Annotated in this window: 15 protein-coding genes; all 15 read left to right on the top strand. The window is 61.3% G+C overall.

Annotation, left to right across the window (positions count from 1 at the left end; all coding sequences use genetic code 11):
• Nucleotides 1–99: 99 nt before the first annotated feature.
• The 15 genes from ACA097_RS14290 to ACA097_RS14220 all read left to right on the top strand — a co-directional run bounded on the left by ACA097_RS14290 (nt 100) and on the right by ACA097_RS14220 (nt 21412).
• Nucleotides 100–1221: a glycosyltransferase gene (locus tag ACA097_RS14290; protein ID WP_371364050.1), complete on the top strand. Its 1122-nt coding sequence runs from the start codon at nt 100–102 to the stop codon at nt 1219–1221.
• Between the two features lie 320 nt (nt 1222–1541).
• Nucleotides 1542–2522 carry a glycosyltransferase family 2 protein gene (locus ACA097_RS14285; RefSeq protein WP_371364048.1) on the top strand — a complete coding sequence of 327 codons (981 nt, stop codon included), beginning with the start codon at nt 1542–1544 and terminating at the stop codon, nt 2520–2522.
• Between the two features lie 4 nt (nt 2523–2526).
• The gene (gene rfbB, locus ACA097_RS14280; RefSeq protein WP_371364046.1) at nt 2527–3585 is read left to right on the top strand and encodes a dTDP-glucose 4,6-dehydratase; all 1059 of its coding nucleotides are present in this window, start codon (nt 2527–2529) and stop codon (nt 3583–3585) included.
• The gene (rfbD, locus tag ACA097_RS14275) at nt 3582–4487 is read left to right on the top strand and encodes a dTDP-4-dehydrorhamnose reductase (RefSeq protein ID WP_371364044.1); all 906 of its coding nucleotides are present in this window, start codon (nt 3582–3584) and stop codon (nt 4485–4487) included. The genes rfbB and rfbD overlap by 4 nt, the downstream gene beginning before the upstream one ends.
• Entirely contained in the window at nt 4484–5365 is an 882-nt protein-coding gene (gene rfbA / locus ACA097_RS14270; protein WP_043256198.1) for a glucose-1-phosphate thymidylyltransferase RfbA, read from the top strand. The genes rfbD and rfbA overlap by 4 nt, the downstream gene beginning before the upstream one ends.
• Nucleotides 5365–5910 (top strand): dTDP-4-dehydrorhamnose 3,5-epimerase, encoded by a 546-nt coding sequence (gene rfbC, locus ACA097_RS14265; protein ID WP_371364042.1) that lies wholly within the window; start codon nt 5365–5367, stop codon nt 5908–5910. The genes rfbA and rfbC overlap by 1 nt, the downstream gene beginning before the upstream one ends.
• 66 nt (nt 5911–5976) lie before the next feature.
• Nucleotides 5977–9930, top strand: coding sequence for a rhamnan synthesis F family protein (locus ACA097_RS14260; protein ID WP_371364040.1), 3954 nt, complete (start codon nt 5977–5979; stop codon nt 9928–9930).
• Nucleotides 9931–9967: 37 nt separating this feature from the next.
• Nucleotides 9968–10570, top strand: coding sequence for an adenylyl-sulfate kinase (gene cysC / locus ACA097_RS14255; protein WP_371364038.1), 603 nt, complete (start codon nt 9968–9970; stop codon nt 10568–10570).
• 43 nt (nt 10571–10613) lie between these two features.
• A complete protein-coding gene (locus ACA097_RS14250; RefSeq protein ID WP_371364036.1) occupies nt 10614–12413 on the top strand; it encodes an ATP-binding protein in 1800 nt (599 codons plus the stop codon).
• Nucleotides 12410–13804 (top strand): sigma-54-dependent transcriptional regulator, encoded by a 1395-nt coding sequence (locus ACA097_RS14245; RefSeq protein WP_371364033.1) that lies wholly within the window; start codon nt 12410–12412, stop codon nt 13802–13804. The genes ACA097_RS14250 and ACA097_RS14245 overlap by 4 nt, the downstream gene beginning before the upstream one ends.
• Nucleotides 13805–14390: 586 nt before the next feature.
• Entirely contained in the window at nt 14391–15821 is a 1431-nt protein-coding gene (arcD, locus tag ACA097_RS14240; protein ID WP_043256207.1) for an arginine-ornithine antiporter, read from the top strand.
• A 17-nt stretch (nt 15822–15838) separates the two neighbouring features.
• Nucleotides 15839–17095 (top strand): arginine deiminase, encoded by a 1257-nt coding sequence (gene arcA, locus ACA097_RS14235; protein ID WP_043256209.1) that lies wholly within the window; start codon nt 15839–15841, stop codon nt 17093–17095.
• Between the two features lie 110 nt (nt 17096–17205).
• Nucleotides 17206–18216 carry an ornithine carbamoyltransferase gene (locus tag ACA097_RS14230; RefSeq protein ID WP_043256211.1) on the top strand — a complete coding sequence of 337 codons (1011 nt, stop codon included), beginning with the start codon at nt 17206–17208 and terminating at the stop codon, nt 18214–18216.
• 65 nt (nt 18217–18281) lie between these two features.
• On the top strand, nt 18282–19214 hold the full coding sequence (gene arcC, locus ACA097_RS14225; protein ID WP_371364030.1) for a carbamate kinase: 933 nt from the start codon (nt 18282–18284) through the stop codon (nt 19212–19214).
• A 290-nt stretch (nt 19215–19504) separates the two neighbouring features.
• Entirely contained in the window at nt 19505–21412 is a 1908-nt protein-coding gene (locus tag ACA097_RS14220; protein ID WP_043256214.1) for a beta-ketoacyl synthase, read from the top strand.
• Nucleotides 21413–21504: the final 92 nt, after the last annotated feature.

Here is a 21504-nt window from a genome sequence, read left to right as displayed (position 1 = left end):
AGCAAACCTTCCACACCTATTTCCAGCACATCAGCACCAGACCAGGACAGCTCAGAGCCCACGACGAATACCCCTCGGGAGAGTACAAAAATTAAAGTCTTGCATGTTTATAAATCCTACTACCCCGACCCCCCAGGCGGTATACCGGAGGCCATCAAACAAATATGCGACGCCACTCGTATGCACGACGTAGAATCTCGTGTATTTGCACTTTCACCAAAGCCAGTTCCGCACATTATAAAACACGAGGAAGCCAGCGTATTTCGTACTTTATCTTGGATAGCCCCTGCATCCTGTGACCTAGGAGGCCCCTCCGCGTTTCGCGTATTTTCTGACTTAGCAAATTGGGCCGACGCCCTACACTTTCACTATCCATGGCCGTTTGCCGATCTGCTCAATCTTCTACCAGCAGCGCGAAAGCCGAAAGTCCTTACTTACCACTCAGACATTATTCGGCAAAAAGTTCTTTCTGCTCTCTACACTCCACTGATGCGCCTGACGCTCCGATCTATGGATGCTATAGTCGCCACATCTCCCACGTATGCCCAGAGCAGCAATGTGATTCAAAGTCACATCCAGAAGGAAAAGCTCCGAATTATTCCATTAGGAATAGCCGACATCACCAACTCGCTTCCTAAACTGAGCGATACCTCTGGAATCGTACGAAAGCTAGGCCTAGGAAATACTCCATTTGTCCTCGCCCTAGGTGCACTCCGCTACTACAAAGGGCTACACACGCTCCTAGAGGCCACTAAAGAAACAAATGGAAGAATCGTAATAGCCGGGGACGGTCCCGAAGCCCACAACCTTCACTCACAGGCAAATGCAATTGGCGCGACCAACGTAATTTTTGCCGGCCGAGTAAGTGACCCCGAGAAGCACGACCTTATCAGAAACTGCCGCGCGTTCGTGTTTCCGTCACACTTGCGATCGGAGGCTTTTGGGATGGTCTTGTTAGAAGCAGCGATGCACAGCAAGCCGCTAATCTGCTGCGACATAGGCTCTGGAATGTCTTATGTGAACCAGAATAACGTCACAGGTCTCCTGCTTCCTCCCAACTCACCAAGAGAGCTAGCCAAAGCGATCAACACACTATTATTTAATGATGAATTATCCAAAAAATTAGGAACCGCTGCTCGCGAACGATTTCTTTCCCTTTTCTCAGCCAAAGCCCTGGGAGAAAGCTATAGAAATCTATATGCAGAAGTCCTTAAACGTTAAGACTCTTCTTTCGCGCCTACAAACCGCACCTCTAAAGAGCCCCCAAACAAGTTCGATATAACTCAGCACAGCCACCAATCAACAAGACAATTAATTTTTGCCACTGCGCCCCTCTATACCATCACTCGCTATACTAGGCACCCCTTCCATGCCTTGCCCAGAGGCTCCATTGTTTAGACGCGAAGGACAAAACACAGACCGACCAGTTCCAGCTCAGACCGGAAGGTCAAAAATTTCGCACTTGCTGACATACAGTAGAGCACCCTATCCTGCCCAGAACAATTACCCCGATAACTCGACAACAATAGGGGGGCAAGGATTTGAAAATCTCGATCTCCAATCCGAGCGCAGAAAAGAACGCTCCTTCGACTCAGCGCTCCCAGACCTCCGTAGCCATTCTTCTCAGCACGTTCCAAGGGGAAGACTTCCTAGTCGGGCAGCTCGAATCGATCCGGGTGCAGACCCATGAGAATTGGGTCATCTACGCCTCCGATGACGGCTCTTCCGATAGCACTCGAGCGATTCTTCAGCGCTACGCCACTCAACTGGGTGCAGAGCGTCTCATCATCTTCGATGGACCACGCCGTGGTTTCGCGGCCAATTTCCTGTCGTTGATCCGCAAGTCCCCCGACGATGCGGGCTATTTCGCCTTTTGCGACCAGGACGACCTCTGGGCACCGGACAAGTTGGAAAGAGCCCTGGACTGGGCAAGTCAGGCTCCGTCGGATGTGCCAGCCCTCTACTGCTCGCGCACTCAATTAGTCGACAGAGAAGGTGTGCACATTGGACTCTCACCGCTCTTCGACAAGCGTCCCAGCTTCGCCAATGCGCTGGTGCAAAGCCTGGCCGGCGGCAACACCATGGTGTTCAACGGTGCAGCCAAGCGATTGCTGGCGATGACCCCGCGCGACTGCAATATCATCGCCCACGACTGGTGGGCGTACATTCTCGTTTCCGGCTGCGGCGGTCGGGTATTCTACGATCCGTCTCCACGTACCGGTTACCGCCAGCACGGGAAGAACCTGATCGGTTCGAACTCCAGCCTGCGTGATCGCTATGTGCGTTTCCGTCGAATGCTTGCCGGCACCTTCCGCGGCTGGAATGACGAAAACCTCAAGGCGATTTCCCCTCTTCGGCATCTACTGACAGAGGAAAGCCAGGCGACACTCCAATTGTTTGAGCATGCGCGACGCGCTTCCCTGCCTAGACGTCTTTACTTGATCGGAAAATCGGGCATCTACCGCCAGACCCTGCCAGGTAACCTGGGACTTGTAGCAGCGGCGATCCTACAAAGGTTGTAACTTCATGACGATTCTGGTTACCGGCAGCGCCGGCTTCATTGGCTCGAACTTTGTCCTCGACTGGCTGGCCAACCACGATGAAAAGGTAATCGGCCTCGACAAACTCACCTATGCCGGCAATCTGCAGAATCTGGCGGATCTGGAAGGCGACGAACGCCATCTGTTCGTTCACGGCGACATTGGCGACCTGGCTACGGTAAGTGCGCTACTCGAGCGACATCAACCGCGCGCTGTGTTGAACTTCGCTGCCGAGTCCCACGTCGACCGTTCGATTCATGGCCCGGAAGACTTCATTCAGACCAACGTGGTCGGGACTTTCCATCTCCTCCAGGCCGTCCGGGAATATTGGGCGGGACTGGATAGCGAACGTCGGAGCGCATTTCGCTTCCTACACGTCTCCACGGATGAGGTCTATGGCTCGCTGGAGCCCGATGCTGCAGCTTTCACAGAGCAGCACAGGTACGAACCCAACAGCCCCTATTCAGCCTCCAAGGCTGCTTCGGATCACCTTGTCCGCGCCTATCACCATACATATGGACTACCGGTACTGACGACCAACTGCTCGAACAACTACGGCCCCTATCACTTCCCGGAAAAGCTGATTCCGCTAGTCATTCACAACGCGCTCGCTGGCAAGCCGCTACCCATTTATGGCGACGGTCAACAGATCCGCGACTGGCTCTACGTGAAGGACCACTGCAGTGCCATCCGCAGGGTCCTGGATGCAGGGAAAGTTGGCGAGACTTACAACGTCGGGGGATGGAACGAGAAGGCCAACCTCGACGTGGTCCAGACGCTATGCGACATCCTCGATCAGGAAAGTCCGCGCAGCGATGGACGGAGCTATCGAGATCAGATCACGTTCGTCAAGGACCGTCCCGGACATGACCGGCGCTACGCTATCGACGCTTCGCGTCTGGAGCGTGAACTGGGCTGGAAGCCGGCGGAAACCTTCGAAAGCGGCATCACCAAGACGGTCCGTTGGTATCTGGACAACCAGGCTTGGGTCGACAACGTAACCAGCGGTGCCTACCGCGAGTGGCTGGACAAGCAGTACAAATGAGCGGAATTCTTCTTCTCGGCGCGGAAGGGCAGGTCGGCTGGGAGTTGCAGAGGGCGTTGGCGCCACTGGCCGAACTGACCATCTGTAATCGCGCTTCCGGCGACCTCGAGAATCTCGATGCCCTGCGCGCACTGGTGCGAGAGCACCGACCCGACATCATCGTAAACGCTGCCGCCTATACCGCAGTGGACAGAGCGGAAAGCGACGAGCAATGCGCTCGGCGGATTAACGCAGAGGCCGTCGCAGTCCTTGCTGAAGAAGCAAAGGCGCTGAATGCGTGGCTGGTTCACTACTCCACCGACTATGTCTTCGATGGGAGCGGCGAGCGCGCCTTCCGCGAGGAAGATGTCACAGGCCCACTCAGCGTTTACGGCCAGACCAAGCGTGAGGGCGAGGAAGCGATTCTCCGCAGTGGGTGCCTACACCTGATTTTTCGTACCAGCTGGGTATTCGCCGCACGTGGCGCAAACTTCGCCAAGACCATGCTGCGCCTGGCGAGCGAGCGAGACGAACTGCGTGTGATTGCGGATCAGTTTGGCGCACCTACCAGTGCCGAGCTGATCGCTGATACCACCGCACAAATACTTGGCCAGGTGCTGTGCGGCCAGGTCACGGGCAATGCTTCGGGCTTATACCATCTCGTCGCAGCCGGCGAAGCCAGCTGGCATGGCTATGCGAGTTTCGTTATCGAAGAGGCTCTCCGACTGGGCATGACTCTGAAATGCGCCAGCGACCGCGTTCACCCGATTACAACTGCCGACTACCCGCTGCCAGCGCGCCGACCTGCGAACTCGCGCCTGGATACCACCAAGCTGCGCCGTACTTTCGGGCTGAAGCTGCCGCATTGGCAATTCCACGTTCGACGCCTGCTTGCGGAACTCTCTCAAGGAAAAACGCCATGAAGCGCAAAGGCATCATTCTCGCCGGCGGCGCCGGGACACGTCTGCATCCGGCTACCCTTGCAGTTTCCAAGCAACTCCTGCCGGTGTATGACAAACCGATGATCTACTACCCGCTGAGCACGCTGATGCTGGCGGGCATCCGCGAGATCCTGGTGATTTCGACCCCTCAGGACACTCCACGCTTCCAGCAACTGTTGGGCGACGGCAGCCAATGGGGGCTAGATCTGCACTACGCCGTGCAAGAGCACCCGGGCGGCTTGGCGCAGGCCTTTCTGATTGGGGAGTCATTCCTAGGCAATGATCTAAGCGCGCTGGTTCTGGGCGACAACATCTACCACGGGCACGATTTCCAGGAGCTGCTTCGCAGTGCAATGGACCGGCAGAATGGAGCCAGCGTCTTCGCCTATCACGTGCACGACCCAGAACGTTACGGCGTTGTGGAGTTCGATGGCTCCGGACGAGCTGTCAGCCTCGAAGAAAAGCCCCAGAAGCCCAAATCCAACTATGCGGTAACCGGCCTGTATTTCTACGACACGCGCGTCGTCGACATCGCCAAGAGCATTCGTCCATCGGCCCGCGGCGAGCTGGAAATCACCGATATCAATCAGACCTACCTGGACATGAACGAGCTTTCGGTCGAAATCATGGGCCGCGGTTACGCCTGGCTGGATACCGGCACCCACGACTCTCTGCTGGAAGCCAGCCACTTCATCGCCACCCTGGAGAATCGCCAGGGCCTGAAGGTCGCCTGCCCGGAAGAGATAGCCTATCGCCAGCGCTGGATCGACGCAGCGCAACTGGAGAGACTGGCGGCCCCTCTGTGCAAGAACGGCTACGGCCAGTATCTGAAACGCCTGCTTGTGGACACCGTGTTCTGATGAAAGCTACCCGCCTCGCAATTCCCGATGTCGTCTTGCTGGAACCCCAGGTCTTCGGCGATGAACGCGGCTTCTTCTTCGAAAGCTTCAACCAGCGCAAATTCGAGGCCGCGGTTGGTCCGGTACGCCCCTTCGTCCAGGACAACCACTCACGCTCCGTGCGTGGCGTGCTGCGCGGCTTGCATTACCAGATCCAGCAGCCGCAGGGAAAACTCGTGCGGGTGGTCCAGGGCGAGGTTTTCGACGTTGCCGTCGATCTGCGGAGAGACTCACCTACCTTCGGCCAATGGGTCGGCGCGATCCTGAGTGGCGAGAACAAACATCAGCTGTGGATTCCCGAAGGCTTCGCGCATGGATTCCAGGTGCTCAGCGAGAGCGCCGAGTTTCTCTACAAGACCACCGACTTCTGGGCACCGGAGCATGAGCGCTGCATTGCCTGGAATGACCCGGATCTTGCCATTGAGTGGCCGGCGCCAGGGGAGCCGGAACTGTCTGGCAAGGATCGCCTGGGCGTACGCCTGAGCGAAGCTGAAGTATTCGACTGAACAAGTGCTGTTGCTGCCAGGTCGCGGACGCGACCGCAATTCCAAGAAGAAAATCGGAGAAGTGTTGTGCAAGAGCGCCAAAGAGCCGTAGTCGTACTGGGCATGCACCGTAGCGGGACCAGTGCAATTGCAAGGGGACTCACGACGCTTGGCGTGGAGCTGGGTGGCAACCTGATGCCTGCCGCGCAGAACAACAACGAGCGTGGCTTCTGGGAAGACCAGGAAATCGTCGACATCAATACCGACGTCCTGGACACACTCGGACACTCCTGGCACTCGCTGAAACCGCTCGCCAGCGAACGGCTCGCCAGTCTCGAAGACTCGCCACTCATGCGGCGAGCAGTGGACTACCTTCGCGAGCACTTCAGTGGCTACCCGATTTTTGGCCTCAAGGACCCGCGCATCTCGTTGCTACTGCCATTCTGGATGCGCGTCTTCGAGCTCGCAGGTATCGACCCGGCATTCGTCATCAGCCTGCGCCATCCGCTGAGCGTGGCGCAGTCCCTGGAGAAACGCGACGGTTTCAGCCACCCAAAGAGTCTCTACCTCTGGCTCGACTACATGCTGCAGAGCCTGCTGCACTCCCGCGGTCAACGAGCTGTGGTGCTGAGTTACGACAATCTGATGCACAGACCAGCCGAGCAGATAGTTCGGCTAGGCGAGCACCTTGGCCTGAATGCCCCGCCAGCAGCCGAACTGGAGGAGTACGTCGAGCGATTCCTCAGTGCAGATCTACAACACAATCGTGCCACCGATGACATCGAGCAGTTGTCAGGCACCGCTCCAGCAGAGGTAATCGAGTGCTTCGAACTGCTTAACAGCCTGGCTGCAGACGAGTTGCAACTCGCCAGCCCTCAAGCAATTCTCCGCACTGAAGCCTTGGCAGAGCACTGCCGCGCACTGGCGCCTACGTTGCACGCACTGGATCGGCAGGATCGTCTGCATGACGAAGCCCTGAAGGACGCCCGCGCTATCATCGATAGCCTGCAGTTCGTGGTCGCCAAACAGACCCTGGAACTGGAAGACGCTCAGCAGCGCGCGGCCGAGATCACCAGGCTTTCTGCCAACCTGGCAAACGCTCAAGCGTCGCTCGACGAAATCCGCCAGTCCGCCTCCTGGGTGATCACCAAACCCTTGCGCTTCGCCTCGCGAATCGCGCGTGGGCGGCGCAGCGAAGCCATTGTCAGCCTGCGCAATTACTTGCATCAGGTCGGCCGCTCACTCTACTGGCGCATCCCGGCCAAGCAGCGCGACAGGCTTGTGCTCACTGCGTATCGCCACATGGGATTCGCCTTCCAAGGGCTGGGGCACTACGAACGTTGGAAGCGGCAAAACGCGCAGCAGCCGGTAACCAATCTCAATTGGCCGACCGAGCTCACCGATATCAATCAGGTCGCCCCCTGCGAATCACTGAATGGCAGTGTCGCTATCCACCTGCACATGTACTACAGCGACCTGGCGGATGAATTCCGCGGCTATCTCGGCAACATGCCCTTCCCCTATGACCTGTTCGTCTCGGTGAAGGACGAAGCTGGCAGGCAGACCTGCCAGGAGGCTTTCGCCAACTTGCCGCAACTGGGTGCCCTGCGAATCGAGGTAGTTCCAAACCGAGGTCGAGACATAGCGCCGATGTTCTGCCAGTTCGGCGACGTTCTACGTCAGTACGACTACCTGCTGCACCTGCACAGCAAGAAATCGCTGTTCAATAGCGGTGCCACCGACGGCTGGCGCGAGTACCTGTGCCAGGCACTGAGCGGCAGCGAGCGGCAGGTGCGTGCGATCTTCGAGCTTCTGCAATCGGGTCGCGCTGGTATCGTCTATCCACAGAACTTCGAGCGACTGCACTACGTGGCCAACACCTGGCTGGCCAACCGAGCGATGGGCCATCAATGGTGCCACCGCCTCGGTATCACGCAGATCCCGGAGAGCTATTTCCACTTCCCGGCCGGCAGCATGTTCTGGGCTTCCCGACAGGCCTTGGCGCCACTTTTCGAGGCAGGCATTACCCTGGAAGACTTCGCCGAGGAAGCCGGGCAGACTGATGGCACTTTCGCTCACTGCCTGGAGCGCCTGCTGGTCCTGACCAGCCAGAAGCAAGGCCTGGCCCCGGCCATCCTGCGTTGCCAACGAACCAACTCCTGGTCGGCCTGGCGCTTCGACAGCTACCTGGCCCGCGACGAGCAGGAACTGCAACAGCAAATTGCCAATCCGGCCATCAAGACGGTCGCCTTTGACATCTTCGACACCCTGCTGCTGCGCCCGCTGCTCGACCCGGAGTCGGTAAAGCGCCTGACTGCACAACGAGTCGACCCAAGCATCGGAGAGAAATACCTGCGCTATCGCGCCGTGGCCGAGGCTCGCGCACGCGAGAAAGCCGGACGCGACATTACCACCGCCGAAATCTTCGATGAGCTGGGACGTCTATCCGGCATTGAGAAAGGCACCCTTCTCGCTCTACGCCAGCGCGAAGAAGAAACCGAGTTCGCCAGCGTTGCGCCGCGCCCGCAAAGCATTGCCCTGCTTCGCTATGCAAAGCGCCTGGGCAAGCGGGTCGTGTTGCTCAGCGACATGTTCCTGCCCCAGCCGGTCATCACCGCGATGCTGCAGAAGGTCGGCATCCTGCAGTGGGACAAGCTGTACCTTTCCGGCGAAATCGGTGTCCGCAAGGACAGTGGCCAGCTCTACGAACTGGCATTGCGCGAGGAGCAGTTGCTGCCGGAACAGATGCTGATGATCGGCGACAACGAGCGCTCGGATGTGCAGATACCCGGCGACATGGGTATGGGTCTGATGCACATGCTGAAGCCGGTCGACCTCGCGCGAGGGTTGCCGCACTGGAACCGACTGGTGGAGCGCGTTCGGGCTCAAGGCGATCTCAGCGCCGAACTGGCACTGGGCCTGCTCCTGCGACGCAACTTCTCCAAGATCGCCTTCGGTACCTATCGTCCTACTGCGTTTTCCCAAGGCTCCGCAGAGCTGCTTGGCTACAACGTCATCGGTCCGCTGCTCACTCACTTCGTCACCTGGCTGCGTGAACGTGCACAGCGTGACGGTATCGATCGCCTCTACTTCCTGGCCCGTGAGGGCAAGCTGCTCAAGTCGGCCTTCGACCTCTGGTCCGAGCGCGAGCCCAGCGCCGTGCAATCGCACTATCTGGTGCTGTCGCGGCGCGCGGTCAGCGTCCCGCAACTTCAGGACTTCAAGGACGTGCTGACGCTCGCCCGTCCCAACTACTTCTCCGGCACCTTGGAGAACCTGATCAAAGCTCGCTTTGGCGTGCAACTGAGCGAGAGCGACCTGCAAGCGCTCGACAACCTGGGGTTGTGGAAAGCCGGGCAACTGCTCGACATCAGCAATAGTGACGTCAGCCACATCGAACCTGTCCTACGTCATCTGCTTCCGCGCATCCTGGAGCAGGCCGCACATGAGGCTCCAGCCCTGCAACGCTACCTGGCGGATTCCGGGTTGGCAGATGGTGGTGCAGTCGCTGTAGTCGACGTCGGTTACTCCGGCACCATCCAACGTCACCTGAACGCTTTCCTGGCGCACCCAATCAATGGTTACTACATGGTCACCGACGAACTGGTCGACGCCTTCAGTGAGAGCTGCAAGGTCTTCGCCGATGGTTGCTTCGCTGACCGGGTCTCCCGAGCAACTCGCGGTAATTGCAGCCTGTTCGACCAGAACTTCATGCTCGAGCAACTGCTCAGCGCAGACGATGCCCAGATCAACCATTACACCCTGAACGACACCGGCGAGCCTGTCGCACACTTCCAGGCTCTCAGCGACCAGGAGCTGGCGGCCCGGGAGATCCGTCACCAGATCCAGAATGGCGCACTGGCCTACCTGCAGGACGTATTGGATGTCCGGGCCACGCTGCATGCCGACTTCCTACCGCCTCGAGCACTGGCTGTGGATATCTGGTCGACCTTCAGCGCCAGCCCCGACGATGAGGAGCGGAAGCTATTGAAGCGACTGGTTCTTGACGACCACTATTGCGGTCGCGGACTGGTCAGCTGAACGAGAGAACCCCGGACCTGCTGGAGTACCACGATAGATGAGCCTGAACGAAAACATCCGATGGCACGCCGGAAGCCTCAGCATCGAGGAGCGCGCAAATCGTCTGCGCCAGAAGCCGGCGACTCTCTGGCTCACCGGCCTGAGCGGCTCCGGTAAGTCGACCCTGGCCTTTGCCCTGGAATACGCCCTGCATGAGCATGGCTATTCGGCAGTGGTTCTCGATGGCGACAACGTGCGCCACGGGTTATGCAAGGATCTGGGCTTTTCCGCGGAAGACCGCTCGGAGAACATCCGTCGCGTCGCCGAAGTCGCACGGCTGATGAACGACGCCGGGCTGATCGTCATCACCTCGTTCATCTCACCGTTCCGTGCGGACCGCGAGCAGGCCCGACAGATTGTCGGCGAAGAGCGCTTCCGCGAAATTCACCTGAGCACTGATCTGAGCGTCTGCGAGCAGCGCGATCCCAAGGGCCTGTACAAGAAAGCCCGCGCCGGTGCGCTTGCCGAATTCACCGGCATCAGCTCGCCCTATGAGGCACCGTTGCAACCCTTCGATCGCATCGACACCGATCGCCTGAGCCTGGACGAAAGCGTCGCGCTACTGATGGGCCACCTGGAACTCCAGCCAGTGACGCGCTGAAAGGTGTAGCATCGCCGGCAATCTTCGAGCGATGTGAATCACCTTGAACCGCTACCTATCCCGCTGGCGTTCCTTGGGCGCTCTGGCAGTGCTCTTCGTCCTGTCGCTCTGGCCGCTGCAGTTCTTCGCCGAGCGCTACTACAGCCAGCAACTCGCCGAGCAGAACCAGCAGACCCTGGACCTCTACGTCGCCACCCTGCTCGGCACGCTTCGCCGCTACGAGGACCTTCCGCCGATCCTCAGCGAACTGCCGCTGCTGAACGCCACCCTGCAGCGCACTGACGACACGGTTCTTCAGGCAAAGGCAAATTCGCGACTAGCGGAAATAAAGCAGCGCACCGGCGCCGACGTCATCTACCTGATGCGCCCGGACGGCACCACTCAGGCCGCCTCCAACTGGGACCAGCCGGACAGTTTCGTCGGTCGCAACTTCGCCTTTCGCCCCTACTTCAAGGACGCCATCCAGGGCCGGCCGGCGCGGTTCTTTGGCCTGGGCACCACCTCCAATCGGCGTGGCTACTACTTCGCGAGCGAAGTCCATGGAGTCGATCGCGTACTCGGCGTGCTGGTGGTCAAGCTGGACCTCGAACACATGGAGCAGCTCTGGGGCAACACCCCCGAGCAGTTGCTGGTGACCGACGCCAACGGCGTGGCCATCCTCAGCTCCAACGACGCCTGGCGCTTCCATGCCAGTCGACCGCTATCGCCGGCCAAACAGCGCGAAATTGCGCAGAACATCCCCTATCCGGTGCTGGACCCGAAGCCGTTGCGCATCAATGAGCGCAACTGGATCAGCCTGAGCCGAGAGCTACCGGAAACCGGCTGGACCGTGAGCATCTACTCCCCGCGCAGCCAAGTCGACCGCCCGGTACGCAGCGTCCTGCTTATTGGCGGTGCCACCCTGCTGGCCTTGCTCCTGTTATTGGCACTGCTGAGCATCAGCCGCCGCCACTACATCGAACGCATCGCCCTTGAAGCGCAGGCGAAGCGGCAGCTGGAGATGCGCGTGCTCGAGCGCACCCAGGAGCTGGAAGACGCCAACGCTCGCCTGCAGCAGGAAGTCCATGACCGCGAGCAGGCGCAGCGCGAACTCATGCACGCCCAGGAAGAAGTGGTGCAAGCTGGCAAGCTGACCGCGCTGGGCACCATGTCGGCCAGCATCAGCCACGAGCTGAACCAGCCGCTCGGGGCGATCCGCAGCTATGCCGACAACGCGCGCGTGCTGCTTGATCATCAGCGTCTGGACGACGCTCGCGGCAACCTCGAGCAGATCAGCTCGCTGACCGAGCGCATGGCCTCGATCATCGCCCACCTCAAGGCCTATGCCCGCGGCGCCCGGCGCGCGCCGGAGAACGTCGCCCTGCAGCCGGCGATCAATGACGCCCTGGCGCTGGTCGCCAGCCGACGTCAGGCCATGAATGTCGAATTGCAGCGTGACCTGCCCGATGCGCCCCTCTGGGTCCAGGCCGGCGAAACGCGGTTACGGCAGATCCTCGCCAACCTCCTTTCCAATGCGCTCGACGCCCTCAGCGAGAAAGCGCCGCCGCGGCGCATCTGGCTCACCGCCGAGCAGACAACCGAAGGCGTCGTCCTGTCCCTGCGCGACAACGGCCCGGGCTTCTCGGCAGAGGCCATGGCGCACGCTCGCGAACCGTTCTTCACCACGAAGACCAGTGCAAAGGGCCTTGGCCTCGGCCTGGCGATCTGCGACACCCTGCTGCGCGCCCTCGGCGGCCGGCTGGAACTGGGCAATCACCCCGAGGGCGGCGCTCTCGTACAATTGCACCTGTTGCCGGGCATCCCCGGCGTGACGCCGACGCCCCAGGAGGAAACCCGCGCATGACCCAGAGCGCCGTATTCGCCGCCGACAACCAGGTCGTTCTGATCGACGACGACCCGTACTTGCGCCAGGCGCTCAGCCAGACCCTCGACCTCGCCGGCTTCAAGGCGATTAGCCTGGGCGATGCGCGCGAGCTGGATGCAACTCGCTGCCGCGACTGGCCTGGGGTGGTGGTCAGCGACATTCGAATGCCCGGCATCGATGGCCTGGAATTGCTCGAGCAGCTGCACGGCCAGGACCCCGACCTGCCGGTGATCCTCATCACCGGCCACGGCGACGTGCCCCTGGCCGTGAAAGCCATGCGCGCCGGCGCCTACGATTTTCTCGAGAAGCCCTTCCCCAGCGACGCCCTGCTCGACAGCGTTCGCCGGGCACTCGAGGTCCGCCGCCTGGTGCTGGAGAACCGCAGCCTGCGCCTGGCCCTGGCCGAGCGGAAAGAAGTGCGTGGCCGCCTGGTCGGTCAATCGGCGGGGATGCGCCGCCTGCAGGAGCAGGTGGCAGCGCTCGCCGGTTTACAGGCCGACGTGCTGATCCTCGGCGAGACCGGCTCTGGCAAGGAGGTGGTCGCCCGCGCGCTGCATGACTTGTCCAATCGCCGCAACGGCCCCTTCGTCGCCATCAACGCCGGCGCCCTCGCTGAGTCGGTGGTGGAAAGCGAGCTGTTCGGCCATGAGCAGGGCGCCTTCACCGGCGCGCAGAAACGCCGCATCGGCAAGTTCGAGTTCGCCAATGGCGGCACCCTGTTCCTCGACGAGATCGAGAGCATGAGCCTGGACGTGCAGGTCAAGCTGCTGCGTCTGCTGCAGGAACGCGTCGTCGAGCGCCTCGGCTCGAACCAGTTGATCCCGCTGGACATCCGCATCATTGCGGCGACTAAGGAGGACCTGCGCCTGGCCGCTGACGAGGGCCGCTTCCGTGCCGACCTTTACTACCGGCTGAATGTCGCCAGCCTGCGCATCCCGCCGCTGCGCGAGCGCGGGGAAGACATCCTGCTGCTGTTCCAGCACTTCGCCGAACAGGCAACGCAACGCCATGGCCTTCCGGCCCGCCAGGTCGAGCCGGGGCAGCGCGCCCTGCTCCTGGCGCATAGTTGGCCGGGCAATGTCCGGGAGCTGCAAAACGTTGCCGAACGCTTCGCCCTGGGGCTCGATCTGGGACTGGACGAAGCGCCTTCGAATCCGGGAAGCGTACTTTCCGGTGCAGGGCTGAACGAGCAAGTGGAAGCCTTCGAGCGTGCTCTGATCGCCGCCGAAATGGCCCGCTCGCATACCTCCCTGCGTAGTCTGGCCGAAGCACTAGGCCTGCCGCGCAAGACCCTGCATGACAAGTTGCGCAAACATGGCCTGATGCTCTCCGGCACTGGCGGAAATCCCGCCGACGAGGTCGAGTCCTAGGCGGATTCTTGCCGATCCGCTTTCTTATATATGCACCAACACCCCGCCAGCACTGACACGGTGCACGGGCGACGGGGTGGCACGCGGCTTGCTCGTCCAGGCACGAGCGCTTCGTGCGACTCTTTCCCTCGTGGCATGCGTGCCACGCCCTGCGGGCCACAAGCCCGTGGGAGACCTCTCGGCCATTGCGCCTCTCGTCGCCCGTCCTGGGTCGATGCGCCGTCGCGGCGATCCCGTGCCGGCAAACCTACTTCCTCCATGAAGCCCGGCCTCGCCGGGCTTCATGTCTTTTGCCTTTGGCGTCATTGAGTTGCATCGACAGAGTGCAGTGCGACTAGGGCCTTGCCGTTCGGCGGCAATGCCCGGAACGCCACTGAAATGTCAAATCGCCGCTATCGAACCTTCACGTCGCCGCCTCTAAATCGGGCATCAGCGCAATTTCTCTCCTATCTTTCCTGAGCACACAGACAGGGTCGTCGCGCAGTTGGAAACATTTGTTAGCAGGCTATTGATTTGCGTCAGTGTGGTTCCCTGACAGTCGGCGCCTAATAACTACACTCTCCAACTCCTATAGGGAGATTCGAAAATGTCGCAAGAAAGCAGCCAAAAACTCCGATTAGGGGCGCTTACCGCGCTCGTGATCGGCTCCATGGTAGGTGGGGGGATCTTCTCGCTGCCGCAGAACATGGCAGCCAGCGCCGACGTCGGCGCCATCCTGATCGGCTGGGCCATCACCGCAGTGGGGATGCTCGCCCTGGCCTTCGTGTTCCAGACCCTCGCCAACCGCAAACCACAACTCGACGGCGGGGTGTACGCCTACGCCAAGGCAGGTTTCGGCGACTACATGGGCTTCTCTTCGGCCTGGGGCTACTGGATCAGCGCCTGGCTAGGCAACGTCGGTTACTTCGTCCTGCTGTTTTCCACCCTAGGTTACTTCTTCCCGGTCTTCGGCGAAGGCAACACCCTGGCCTCCATCATCGGCGCGTCGGTCCTACTCTGGGCCGTGCACTTCCTGGTGCTGCGCGGGATCAAGGAGGCGGCCTTCGTCAACGTAGTGACCACCATCGCCAAGATGGTGCCGCTGTTCCTGTTCATCCTGATCTGCCTGTTCGCGTTCAAACTGGACATCTTCACGGCTGATATCTGGGGCCTGAACAACCCCGAACTCGGCAGCGTGATGAACCAGGTGCGCAACATGATGCTGGTGACCGTCTGGGTGTTCATCGGTATCGAAGGCGCAAGCATCTTCTCGGCACGTGCCGAACGCCGCACCGACGTCGGCAAGGCGACCCTGCTCGGCTTCGTCATCGTGCTGCTGCTCCTCGTTCTGGTGAACATCCTCTCCCTGGGCATCATGACCCAGCCGGAATTGGCCAAGCTGCAGAACCCGTCGATGGCTGCCGTGCTCGAGCACGTGGTTGGCCACTGGGGCGCTGTGCTGATCAGCGTCGGCCTGGTCATCTCGCTGCTCGGCGCCCTGCTGTCATGGGTACTGCTGTGCGCCGAGATCATGTTCGCCGCGGCCAAGGACCACACCATGCCCGAGTTCATCCGCAAGGAGAACAGCAAGCAGGTCCCGGCCAATGCACTGTGGCTGACCAACGGCTGCGTGCAGGTATTCCTGATCATCACGCTGTTCAGCGCCAGCACCTATCTGAAGCTGATCTACCTGGCCACCTCGATGATCCTGATCCCGTACTTCTGGTCCGCGGCCTACGCCGTCCTGCTGCCGCTGCGCGGGGAGACCTACGAGACCGACGCTCGCGACCGCAGCAAGGATCTGTTCATCGCCTCCATCTCGCTCATCTACGCCATCTGGCTGATCTACGCTGGTGGATTGAAGTACCTGCTGTTGTCGGCGCTGCTTTACGCGCCAGGCGCCATCCTCTTCGCAAAAGCGAAACGTGAAGTCGGACAACCCGTCTTCACCAACGTCGAGAAGCTCATCTTCGCGGTTGTCGTGGTCGGTGCATTGATCGCGGCGTATGGCCTCTACGACGGCTTCCTTACTCTGTGACATCACTGGAGACACTCATGAGCACGGAAAAAACCAAACTTGGCGTCCACTCCGAAGCTGGCAAATTGCGCAAAGTGATGGTCTGCTCGCCCGGTCTAGCCCACCAACGCCTGACCCCTAGCAACTGCGACGAGTTGCTGTTCGACGACGTAATCTGGGTTAACCAGGCCAAGCGCGATCACTTCGATTTCGTCACCAAAATGCGCGAACGTGGTGTGGATGTGCTGGAAATGCACAACCTGCTGACCGAAACCGTTCAGAACCCGGCAGCGCTGAAGTGGATTCTCGATCGCAAGATCACCGCCGACACCGTCGGTGTAGGCCTGCTCAACGAGCTGCGCTCCTGGCTGGAAGGCCTGGAACCGCGCAAGCTGGCCGAGTTCCTGATCGGCGGCGTGGCTGCCGACGACATCCCGGACAGCGAAGGCGCCCAGATCCTCAAGATGTACCGCGAGTACCTGGGTCACTCCAGCTTCCTGCTGCCGCCGCTGCCCAACACCCAGTTCACCCGCGACACCACCTGCTGGATCTATGGCGGCGTCACCCTGAACCCGATGTACTGGCCGGCGCGACGCCAGGAAACCCTGCTGACCACCGCGATCTACAAATTCCACCCGGAATTCACCAACGCCGACTTCCAGATCTGGTACGGCGATCCGGACAAGGATCACGGCATGTCCACCCTCGAAGGCGGCGACGTGATGCCCATCGGCAAGGGCATCGTGCTGATCGGCATGGGTGAGCGGACCTCCCGCCAGGCAATCGGCCAACTGGCGCAGAACCTCTTCGCCAAGGGTGCCGCCGAACGCATCATCGTTGCCGGCCTGCCGAAATCCCGCGCAGCGATGCACCTGGACACCGTCTTCAGCTTCTGCGACCGCGACCTGGTAACCGTTTTTCCGGAAGTGGTCCGGGAAATCGTGCCCTTCACCCTGCGTCCGGACGACAAGAGCCCCTATGGCCTGCACATCGCCCGCGAGGAGAAGGACTTCATCACCGTGGTTGGCGAAGCCCTGGGCCTGTCGAAGCTGCGCGTGGTCGAGACTGGCGGCAACAGCTTCGCCGCGGAACGCGAGCAGTGGGACGACGGCAACAACGTGGTCTGCATCGAGCCGGGCGTGGTGGTTGGCTATGACCGCAACACCTACACCAACACCTTGCTGCGCAAGGCCGGTGTGGAAGTCGTCACCATCAGCGCCGGCGAGCTCGGCCGCGGCCGTGGCGGCGGTCACTGCATGACCTGCCCGATCATCCGCGACCCGGTCGACTACTGATTCATCCGCAAGCACAAGACAACCAGGCGGCCCCCACATCCGGGCCGCCGCCCCGCCAGCCATAAGCTGTACTGACGAGGCCGAGACTCCATCCCACAAGGAGAAAGAACATGGCTTTCAACATGCACAACCGCAACCTACTCAGCCTGATGCACCACAGCACTCGCGAGTTGCGCTACCTGCTCGATCTGTCCCGCGACCTGAAACGAGCCAAGTACACCGGCACCGAGCAACAGCACCTCAAGCGCAAGAACATCGCGCTGATCTTCGAGAAAACCTCCACCCGTACCCGCTGCGCCTTCGAAGTGGCCGCCTATGACCAGGGCGCCAACGTCACCTACATCGACCCGAACTCCTCGCAGATCGGCCACAAGGAGAGCATGAAGGACACCGCCCGGGTGCTCGGCCGCATGTACGACGCCATCGAGTACCGCGGCTTCAAGCAGGAGATTGTCGAGGAGCTGGCCAAGTATGCCGGCGTGCCGGTGTTCAACGGCCTGACCGACGAATACCACCCGACCCAGATGCTCGCCGACGTACTGACCATGCGCGAGCACAGCGACAAGCCGCTGCACGACATCGCCTACGCCTACCTGGGTGACGCCCGCAACAACATGGGCAACTCGCTGCTGCTGGTCGGCGCCAAGCTAGGCATGGACGTGCGCATCGCCGCACCGAAGGCCCTGTGGCCGCACGATGACTTCGTCGCCCAGTGCAAGAAGTTCGCCGAGGAAAGCGGCGCGCGAATCACCCTCACCGAAGATGCCAAGGCTGCCGTGAAAGGCGTGGACTTCGTCCACACCGACGTCTGGGTGTCCATGGGCGAGCCGGTGGAAGCCTGGGGCGAGCGCATCAAGGAACTGCTGCCCTACCAGGTCAACCTCGACATCATGAAGGCCGCCGGCAACCCGCGCGTGAAGTTCATGCACTGCCTGCCCGCCTTCCACAACAGCGAAACCAAGGTCGGCAAGCAGATCGCCGAGCAGTATCCGAACCTGAAGAACGGCATCGAGGTCACCGAGGACGTCTTCGAATCCCCCTACAACATCGCCTTCGAGCAAGCGGAAAACCGCATGCACACCATCAAGGCGATCCTCGTCTCCACCCTGGCCGACGTCTGATCCGGCTTTCCTCCCGGGGCATCGCCCCGGGAGGCGTGGAAATCCTTTCTTGAGGGAGATGAATTATGCGAATCGTCGTCGCATTGGGCGGTAACGCCCTGCTGCGTCGTGGCGAGCCCATGACCGCGGAAAACCAACGCGAAAACGTGCGGATCGCCGCCGAACAGATCTCGAAAGTGGCACCCGGCAACGAGCTGGTGATCGCCCACGGCAACGGCCCGCAGGTCGGCCTACTGGCCCTCCAGGGCGCCGCCTACGAAAAGGTCCCGACTTACCCGCTGGACGTTCTCGGCGCCGAGACCGAAGGCATGATCGGCTACATGATCGAACAGGAAATGGGCAACCTGCTGCCCTTCGAACAGCCCTTCGCCACCATCCTTACCCAGGTCGAAGTGGACGCCAAGGACCCGGCCTTCCAGCACCCGACCAAGCCGATCGGCCCGGTCTACTCGAAAGCGGAAGCCGAAGCCCTGGCCAAGGAAAAGGGCTGGAGCATCGCCCCGGACGGTGACAAGTTCCGCCGCGTAGTGGCTAGCCCCCGTCCGAAGCGCATCTTCGAGATCCGCCCGGTGAAATGGCTGCTGGAGAAAGGCACCATCGTCATCTGCGCCGGCGGTGGTGGCATCCCGACCATGTATGACGAGTCCGGCAAGAAGCTCTCCGGCGTCGAAGCGGTGATCGACAAGGATCTGTGTTCCTCGCTGCTGGCCCAGGAACTGGATGCCGATGTGCTGATCATCGCCACCGACGTGGATGCGGCCTACGTCGACTGGGGCAAACCGACCCAGAAAGCCATCGCCCAGGCCCACCCGGACGAACTGGTACGCCTTGGCTTCGCCGCCGGCTCCATGGGTCCGAAAGTCCAGGCCGCCATGGAATTCGCCATTGCCACCGGCAAGGATGCGGTGATCGGCTCGCTGGAAAACATCGTTGCGATCACCCAGGGCAAGTCCGGCACTCGCGTCAGCACCAAGAAAGCCGGTATCGAATACCGCTGATCCTCCCCCGGCAGTTCTCTGCTCCCCCCCCCCCCCGGAAGCCGCCCGGCTTCCGGGCTCACTCCCTGTCCCCTCCTCCTTCATGCAGGTTCGTCGCCTTTCGCCGGCAATCCCTGGCCAAAGGCGTGACTCGGCAGTCATCATTCACGTCACCTTAAGCATTCCAAATCACAGTGCCGCCAAAGGGCTCCAGCCCTGGCCCGCGATGCCGCCGCCCAGCCTTGCGCACAGCGCCCGCCGCGTCATCGAGGTCCCGCACAGGACGGACTTAATGAAGGAGTTCCCGAGTGATGTCTCGACTACCGGTCATCGTTGGTTTTGGTGGCTATAACGCCGCGGGTCGCAGTTCGTTCCACCACGCCTTCCGCCGTACCGTCCTCGAATCGCTGGACGCCGCCGCGCGCCAGCAGACCCTCGCCGGTCTGGCGGTGATGATGAAACTGGTCAAGTTCGAGGGCGGTCACTACCGCGACATCGCCGACGGCAGCAACCTCGACCTGGCCGCCATCGAGCAGCGCCACGGTGCGCAGATCCTCGCCTCCACCCTGATACGTCGCATCGAGAAGCAATACTTCGATGTCGACGCCGCGCACTGGCACAAGAGCCTCACCGTCGAGGCCGACGCCGCCGCGCCGCTGAGCTTCACTACCGCGCGCAAGCAACTGCCCGAGCCGCTGCCGGCCAATTGGTCGGTGGAAGAACTGGCCGACAACCAGGTCCGCGTGACCCTGCACGACAGCTGCGAATTTAAGGTCGACAGCTACCGCGAGATGCCGGTGAAGTCCGCCGGCCAACTGCCCACCGGCTTCGAACCGGGCGAGCTGTACGCTTCGCGCTTCCACCCGCGTGGCCTGCAGATGGCCGTGGTCGGCGCCACCGATGCGATCCGCTCGATCGGCATCGACTGGAAGCGCATCGTCGACCGCGTACAGCCCGACGAGATCGCGGTGTTCTCCAGCAGCATCATGAGCCAGCTCGACGAGAACGGCTTCGGCGGCCTGCTGCAGTCGCGCCTGAAGGGCCACCGCGTCAGCGCCAAGCAGCTGCCGCTGGGCTTCAACAGCATGCCCACCGACTTCATCAATGCCTACGTACTGGGCAGTGTCGGTCTGACCGGCAGCGTCACCGGCGCCTGCGCGACCTTCCTCTACAACCTGCAGAAAGGCATCGAGGTGATCACCTCGGGCCAGGCACGCGTGGTCGTGGTCGGCAACAGCGAAGCGCCGATCACTCCGGAGATCGTCGAGGGCTACGCCGCCATGAGCGCGCTGGCCACCGAAGAAGGCCTGCGCAACCTCGGTAGCGAGGGCGAGGAAGTCGACTTCCGCCGCGCCAGCCGCCCGTTCGGCGAGAACTGCGGCTTTACCCTGGCCGAGTCGAGCCAATACGTGGTGCTGATGGACGACGCCCTGGCCCTGGAGCTGGGCGCCGACATCCACGGCGCAGTGACCGACGTCTTCACCAATGCCGACGGCTTCAAGAAATCCATTTCCGCACCCGGCCCGGGCAACTACCTGACCATGGCCAAGGCCGTGGCCGCCGCCGCGCAGATCGTCGGCGAAGACAGCGTACGCCAGCACAGCTTCGTCCACGCCCACGGCTCCAGCACCCCGGCCAACCGCGTCACCGAGTCGGAAATCCTCGACCGCGTGGCCAAGGCCTTCGACATCGCCGACTGGCCTGTCGCCGCGGCAAAAGCCTTCGTCGGCCACTCCCTGGCCACCGCCAGCGCCGACCAGCTGATCTCCGCCCTGGGCACCTTCCACTACGGCATCCTGCCGGGCATCAAGACCGTGGAGCGCTTCGCCGACGACGTTCACAAGGACCGCATCGCGCTGTCCAACAAGGACCGCCGCCGCGACGACCTGGAAGTCTGCTTCATCAATTCCAAGGGCTTCGGCGGCAACAACGCCACCGGCGTGCTCCTGGCGCCGAAAGTCGCCGAGAAGATGCTGCGCAAGCGCTACGGCCAGGCCGCGTTCGATGCCTACCTGGCGCGCCGCGACGAAACCCGTGCCAACGCCCAGCACTACGAAGAGCAGGCGCTGCAGGGCCGCTTCGACATCATCTACAACTTCGGTCACGACATGATCGACGACAACGCCATCCAGATCACTGCCGAAAGCCTGAAGGTCCCGGGCTTCGCCCAGCCGCTGGTGTACAAGAAGGACGCGCGCTTCAGCGACATGCTCGACTGAGCCGATACGCGGATGTGAAAAAGCCGGGCGATTCAGACTGTGTGAAAACCTAGCCGTCTGAGCACAAGCCAAAGACAATGCCCGTATCGATC

It is taken from the genome of Pseudomonas sp. QL9 (assembly GCF_041409665.1).
Classification (GTDB): domain Bacteria; phylum Pseudomonadota; class Gammaproteobacteria; order Pseudomonadales; family Pseudomonadaceae; genus Pseudomonas; species Pseudomonas knackmussii.
This window is presented reverse-complemented; position numbering and strand designations above follow the sequence as displayed.